The 6804-nt window shown below is 45.9% G+C and carries 5 protein-coding genes; 3 read left to right on the top strand and 2 right to left on the bottom strand.

Features of this window, described 5'->3' with window-relative positions; translation table 11 throughout:
- Positions 1-130: 130 nt before the first annotated feature.
- From HWQ67_RS10530 to HWQ67_RS10520, 3 genes are all read left to right on the top strand, one after another.
- Positions 131-2089, top strand: a complete 1959-nt coding sequence (locus HWQ67_RS10530) for an HD domain-containing protein (protein ID WP_218252650.1) — start codon at positions 131-133, stop codon at positions 2087-2089.
- 128 nt (positions 2090-2217) lie between these two features.
- On the top strand, positions 2218-2439 hold the full coding sequence (locus HWQ67_RS10525; RefSeq protein WP_218252649.1) for a hypothetical protein: 222 nt from the start codon (positions 2218-2220) through the stop codon (positions 2437-2439).
- Complete coding sequence (locus tag HWQ67_RS10520) at positions 2433-2684, top strand: hypothetical protein (protein ID WP_320414564.1); 252 nt, start codon at positions 2433-2435, stop codon at positions 2682-2684. Before HWQ67_RS10525 ends, HWQ67_RS10520 begins: the two co-directional genes overlap by 7 nt.
- A 472-nt stretch (positions 2685-3156) precedes the next feature.
- On the opposite strand, the gene HWQ67_RS10515 is transcribed toward HWQ67_RS10520, so the two are convergent.
- Together HWQ67_RS10515 and HWQ67_RS10510 are read right to left on the bottom strand one after the other, a co-directional pair.
- Positions 3157-6378 carry a hypothetical protein gene (locus tag HWQ67_RS10515; RefSeq protein ID WP_218252648.1) on the bottom strand — a complete coding sequence of 1074 codons (3222 nt, stop codon included), beginning with the start codon at positions 6376-6378 and terminating at the stop codon, positions 3157-3159.
- Between the two features lie 113 nt (positions 6379-6491).
- Positions 6492-6743 (bottom strand): hypothetical protein, encoded by a 252-nt coding sequence (locus HWQ67_RS10510; RefSeq protein WP_218252647.1) that lies wholly within the window; start codon positions 6741-6743, stop codon positions 6492-6494.
- Positions 6744-6804 lie beyond the last annotated feature (61 nt).

Raw genomic sequence — 6804 nt, 5'->3', positions numbered from 1 at the left:
AAATTGAAAAATTAGAAGTTTTTATGTTAACGAGTAAAAATTAGACCTCATTGATGAGGGTAGGGCAGATATTTTTAGTGGGTTTTGGTTTCTTTTTGCAAGAGGCTCATAATATAAGGAGGGTTTTAACATGCTTTACACTATTACACAAACAGATATTACGGATGAGTTGTTTAAAGAGTATATCGGCTGTATCAAGAGGGCATATTATGATGAGGAAAGCTATTTGACAAATAGGGAATATAGAACAATGTTACCAACATGGTCTACACCCATTGAACCGGGGAAGTGTTTAGATGAAATAGAAAGCCATATGAAAAGGATAGTTGATAAAAGGTTGTTAGATAGCAAAGGGTTATATACTCTTTCACATTCAACAGGTACAATGTCAATGAATTTTCCTTTTGTTAATAGACTACAACATTATTTTATGAAACGTAAGTGGCAACAACCAGAAAGGGATCCTCAGCAAAAATTTAACTCGCTGTTACGGTTAAATAGAAAAACAAAGGACAATAGAGATGAGGAAGATTATGAAAACTATTCAAAAAACATAGAGGATTTTAATCACTTTGTAAATGTTGTTGCTGCTATGGCAAGGCTTATTAGCTATTTCAGAGAAGAAAGTGTAAAAGAGAGACACAAGAGAGATGACAAAACAAAGTATCCAATAGGAGAAGAATTAGAAAAATCTATTGCTTATAGAAATAAAGACGGATTTAGGATATTTACATTGATGCTGGCAGCTTTTTACCATGACATTGGAAAGACTGTAGTATATCATCGACATGGAATGGAAGGCGCTATCATTCTCTCGGATCATAGGAGTGAGTCATGGTATGAACTGCATAAAATTGTAAGTGAATATAAAAGATATTATAGAGGTCATTTTTGTTATGACTTTGAACATGATGATTTGATCTTCATTGCTGACATGTTGCATTATCATGATCTTTTTGGCTCACTCTCTACTGGTGAATCAGGATATATGAGAATGGTTGATCTAATAGTTCGGATAAAAAGACACAGTTATGTAAATAACAAAATAGAAGATCAAATGAAATGGGGTAAGCGGTTTCTTTTTGATCTCGCCCTACTTAATATAGCAGATATGATGGTCTCAAGAGTCAGTAAAGGTGACTTACAGGAAGAATGGTATATCAGAGCTAAGGCAAATCAAGAAATTGAAACATTTCTAAAGAGTAAAGATAGAGGACATCTTCTTATACATGACTTATGTCTAGCTTTTAAATTGTTTGATAGTAATAATCAAAACATTCATTCAGACAATCAGGTCAAACTCAGTGAAACAGCGTTTGATTGCTCTAACCGTCATTTAACAGAGAGATTGAGAAGACTTATTGTTGTAAGTGTATCCAGAGCTATAAGAGTCTTTGAAAAACCAGACAGAATTGAAAAAAAGAAAAAAGAATTGAGTGATAGAGAAAAACAAAGAGGTACAGAGTCTGGTGATAAGATAGACGCAAAACTTTCCAATGCCTCTGAGAAAATGGCAGCGATTCTTAAACATCTGAAAGAAGACATAGAGATAAGAGAGGAGCAAGGAGGAGGCTCAATAATTACTGTGAGGGAAGATAATTGCACAGGAATAGCAATTGATACCTTCATGAGAGAACTAAACACAATTATAAACCAACATATTAAGACCATTGCAGAAATTAAAGAGTTTGGTCGGAGGTTATCGTATGTTGGCCAGATGGATTATGCTCTTGCGTGTTTTGAGAAAATAGCCCTCACTGCCTTGGATTGTGTCTTTGAAGAGTTATATGACCCGTATTACCGTACAAATCTGATAAAAGAGAGTATCCCTGTCCCCGGAGATGCAACTAAATTTTTCTATAGATTACATGGCAAGCTGATAGTTGAGAACCTTTCAGCCATTTTTATAGAGATAATACACCATTTGCTATTCAGGGATGACGTTGGAGATCGCATAAGAAACATAGAGTTTAACGAATTAAGAGATAGACTTACCGAAGATAGGGTAAGGTCAATACTCTCTCTGGATGGTCCGGCCCGTACAAAACGTGCCTTACAGTTGATCTTACAAACGGTGTTTTTGTATTAGCGAATACAGGTAGTTTTGTGTAAGTACGAGGTTACCGTTTTTTTGGTAGAAAACGACAAGACGTAAGAACGCAGGTCTGCAGAGGGACTCAGCAAAGACTGGGGCCATGTTCAACGTCCTGGCCGGCATTGAGGGGGTTCTACGGCAACGATCCCAGCGGTGCGGCCTATCTGCTGAAGCATCAGAGAAGGAAACATCTGCTTGATTTCCTCACCGGTTACACGGTCCCCGTTGTCACAAACACCAGGACAGTGATCAAGTGTGTTGAGGAGTCCGTCAGCGTCAAGATGGGGCAGTTCAAACTTTACGGGGTGCTGATAGGGTTGATATCCGTGATGGTGCCGTGCTGATCCTCGACTACAAGACCTCCGCCAAGATAGCGATGGCCCTGGGTAAGCTCGATCCGGATGATCGGGACAGTTGGTCGGCGGTCTCCAACTGTGTGCAGTTGCCCTTTTACCGGATGCTTTATGCGCAGAGGTTTGGGGTTCCGGCAGAGTCGATCAGTTGTGCGTATATCGCTGCATCTGCGACACGTAGGATGAAGAGAAGAACAAGGAGGGCGGCGCCGCACCCCGCAAGACATACGTGTTAAGCTAAGGAAAAAACCTCACAACAACAATGGCTTTGTTGTATATAGCAGATTTCGATTGGGTTAAATACAAAATACGTGGCATTTTTACGGGGTCAAGGGGTCAGCGAGGGGCGAGCCGCCCCCGGCTAAGTTCCCCCGGCATAAAAGGGGGACTTCTTCGTGCCCGGGGCGGCTCGCCCCTCCCCTTGCGGGGGGGTCTGAAGGGGGCCCCAGGAGCGCATTGAGCCGGGGGGCGCTGCCCCCTCCTGGAGCGACAAAGAAGCGGAGACGCCCCTTTCTTTTCTTGTATCGCACGCAATCGAAACGCGCTATATTATGTTAAAGACGTGTGAGAAAAATCATCAACCGTCCTGAAAAACAACATTACAGTTGATAGATGAATCGTCAGATACACCTAAATCAAAGAAATTAAGGGAACTATGTGGAGTATCATGCTTAACTTAACACGTATGGTTCTAAAGGGGGACGGAGCCTAAGAATAACAGTAGGGTGTGACAGTGGGCAGTGGGGTGTCTTCCTTTGTTGGGTAGGAGAAGAGGTTGTTTTCTATGATCGTAATGACGTCGTTGCAGACCTCGCCATATCGTTCGCAGTTGATGACGCACTGTCCCATCTTTGCCGCGGGGATGATGCACTTCTCTATGAGGCCCAGGTGTCCTTGTGCCGGATCGGCTCCGAGGGCCTTCCAGTGCTCTTCGGTCTGAAAGCTCTTGCGTCGTAGCTCATCGGCAATGTGACTGAGCAGTTCGGTTATAAAGGGGTGGTCCTCGTAATAGTACTTGACGGCGCTATAGTACTCCTGACGACGCTTGGGAGATTCGCTGATGTACTTGTAGATCACGCGTGATATCAGCTCGACCATCAGGTACTCGGAGTTGGCACGGTCTCTCATGCAGCTGTCAACATCCAGGGTTTTTTGGGATATCACCTCCGCAAAGCGTGCGTTGACTTTGCTGAAGGCCTCCTCTACAATTACCTCGGCGAGCTTGAAAAACGAAATCGTATTGAGATTGTTGCTCAACAGCTCATTGCGCATTACCTTTGTCATGCCGCCCCGGAGCAATTCGTAGCGTTCCACGAGCCTTATGCAGAATATGTATAAGATGTGTTCGTGGGTTCTTTCGTTTTTGGGCAGGTTGAGGGAGTTCAGCAGTGGGATAAAACGGCTGTCCTTCTTACACTTCTGGATAAGGCCCATGACCAGTTCGTAGGTGGCCATGAAGTCGCCTTCTTCGATCTGGGTTCTCAGTCTGTCGCCTCTCTGACTGGCAACGTTCATCTTTTTGATGGCGTCCTGCCTGGCCTCCTTTATGATGCACATCAGTCTATGTGCCTTTGCCATCTCCATCTTGGCATGCAGGCTTGCCGCAAATGCCTCCTGCAAAAGTCGCTCTATGTTGACGCCGATATCCAGGCTGTAGATGTCCTCACCGCAGTGAAACAGCACTTCGGCTACGTTCTTCCAGGACACGTCAGGCTCGTTTGCATACTCCCTCGTTATGTACTCCCGCATGTAGTGCTGAAAATACAACAGCGCCGAATTTCCCAGGTTCTCTTTGGTAAAGACATACTGTTTAACGGTTTCACTGATGGCCTCTACCAGTGGCTCTTCGTTTACGCGCGGACGGCTCTTGAGGTGTTCCCTCTTGTCTCTGTGGAAGACGGGTCTGCCCTTGGTGCGACACTCACCGCCCATCTTCTGTATCACGAACCTACCCTGCCCCTCACCGATAAGCTCAAAGCGTGCATTGGCCTCCTTCAGGAAAGCGTATGGTCCAAGGCGTTTTTCAAACTGTTCGAGTGGCATAATGGGCATGTAGACCGAAATCGGCGACACCTGCACTATTTCCCTGAGCACCCCGTCGATCTCCTTAAGCTCAATCACGGTGGCACGCGGACACAGCCCAGGCAACAACAGTATTTTCTTCCTCCTGGCGTAGGCAAAGCACTTGGCAAAGTATCTTAGGTAGTTTTGCGTCGTTTCGGTTATATCGATATTGACCGGTTGAGCTTTTGCGTAGAGGAGACTGTTTGGGTCGCTCTCAAAGGGGAGTTTGTTGCGCGACATCTCCTGCAGGACGCTTGAGACGCCGATGAGTTCGTCGAGCTTCTGGATGATTTCGACCTCAACGGTCTTGTCACCCATAAAGCGCACATAGGCCTCCGTGATGTAGTATATCTTCTCCCAGTGGCTGTTTAGAGCTTCCTCGGCGGCCTCCATCACGGGTTTGCCGTAGAGCGACCACACATGAGGCTCGGCAACAAACGTAAACGCCGGGATCACGTGCTCACCCTGACTAAAGCAGAAGTAGTCGGTCAACTCAACGTCTATCCTCATCCCCTCGGGGACGGTCTTGTTGATGATGGCCTTGATCTTTTCTTCTACGCCGCGTATCTTTATCTTTCGCATTATGGATGCGGCAAAGATATCGGGCACGGGGGAGAGCATCACTCGGTCTGAAAAGCGCCTCCAGTAGCGTTGCCTGAGGCGTATGTCCTTGATGAACAGACAGAGGGTTGATATCCTCTTTTGTGCGGAGAGGGCCTTGCCGGGGGCGTTGTCGTCAAAGTGGGGTACAAGCCCCTGAAGTTCTTCCACCACGCCGTGTTGGCTGAGGTCGTTGAGGAAGGCGTCAAAGTCATAGGCCGGGTCTGCGGTTATCTTGTTGCATATGTTGTTGAGGCGGCTGATGAATCTGTATAAGTCATCTTGTTTGTCGTGTGGGTCAATGACGATGATGCACTCCTGGAATTCGTGCTTGTGTTGAGTATCGGAGTTGTCATCGGGTCTGATATTTATCAGGTCATTGCCGGGGTTGAATTTTTTGTTGACGAGTTCGGCAACGCCCAGGAAGTTTTCCAGCGCTATCTCTTGCAGTATCTGTATGATGTACTGTCCATCAAGGTGACGGGGGCCGAGGCGTTCGAAGTGTTTTTTGGTCAGTATGGTGTCGTCATCACTGTTGTCATCTGGCAGTAATGCCACCTGAGAGTCTTTTCGCTGCGACATGGCGTGGGCATGGAATGAGGGTGTTGTGGCCCCGCCCAGCTCCGCCGAATTGATAAAGACGTGGAACCTCTCCAGCAGATTACTGAGGCGATTGCGGTAGACGTTTAACACGGCCACGAGGGTTGCGTTGCACTCGATCCAGGACTTGTCGGACATGTCAGAGATGGCCTTTGTGACGCTTTCGGCCAGCATAAACATGAGGTCTACGACGTACCTGTCGGTCTTGTCCACGGCAATGACCGCAGGGGTGGTGCCGTATGCGTTTGACAGTTGCGCCCTGACTTTCTGGAGGTTGAAGAAGAGTTCCTCGCGCTGTTGTTGGGTCAGGGTATCGTTGAGCAGCGAGTGTCGGACGAGGTAGTTGACAATGATGTGATGGGTGCCCACGATTTCGGCATCGACCACCTTGCCCTCCGACTGGAGCTTGAAAGACCCCTTGAGGTTGGCGATGCGCTGCTCAAGGATAATGCGTGTCTCTGGGTAGAGTCTGAAGACGTCTGCGGTCTTTTTCAGATAGCTCTCCAGAAATGCCCACATGATAGACACCTGCGGGATGATCGGATGCGGAATCAGTTCCGTGAAGTTCTTCTGCTTTTCACTGTACATTGGCGCAGTGCGCAGTACCTTTAACGGGCTGTTGGCCCCGCTGAACTTTTTGACCGTGCTGTTAGCTTCATTCTTCATGTGACTTAAGTGTACCACAAATGCAAGTCATATGTAAACAGCACAATAGAAATCTTTATCCGTGTCAGATAGTGGTGTTATCTTGAGATATCTCTGTCAAAAAAATTCCCGCCTTAACCAGATGTTTGAATTTTAACGACAGTTTTCAGTTGTTGTTGAATTTGGTCATAAACAGGTATATTCACGCCTTCGGCAACCTCAAAAGTGGTTACTATTGCGTATGGAACTTTCTCTTCAAGAGTACCGGCATTTTCTTTGCATTCAATCTGGATTTCTATCTTATCATTTTGTGTAAAGGCTGTAGCCTTTTTACCTTCATAACTCAACTTTCGCAGTAAAAAAGTAGGGGTGGATTGTTTATTCATAAGGAATTTCATAGCAAATATATCTCTGTTTGTTGTATAATAGTATTACATTGAGGTAACA

Source organism: Candidatus Magnetobacterium casense (assembly GCF_019173545.1).
Lineage (GTDB): Bacteria > Nitrospirota > Thermodesulfovibrionia > Thermodesulfovibrionales > Magnetobacteriaceae > Magnetobacterium > Magnetobacterium cryptolimnobacter.
This window is presented reverse-complemented; position numbering and strand designations above follow the sequence as displayed.

What these genes read in the sequence shown, in the direction of transcription:
- HWQ67_RS10515 (WP_218252648.1), bottom strand. Translation starts at nt 6,378, where the DNA reads ATGAAGAATGAAGCTAACAGCACGGTCAAAAAGTTCAGCGGGGCCAAC.
- HWQ67_RS10530 (WP_218252650.1), top strand. Translation starts at nt 131, where the DNA reads ATGCTTTACACTATTACACAAACAGATATTACGGATGAGTTGTTTAAA.
- HWQ67_RS10510 (WP_218252647.1), bottom strand. Translation starts at nt 6,743, where the DNA reads ATGAATAAACAATCCACCCCTACTTTTTTACTGCGAAAGTTGAGTTAT.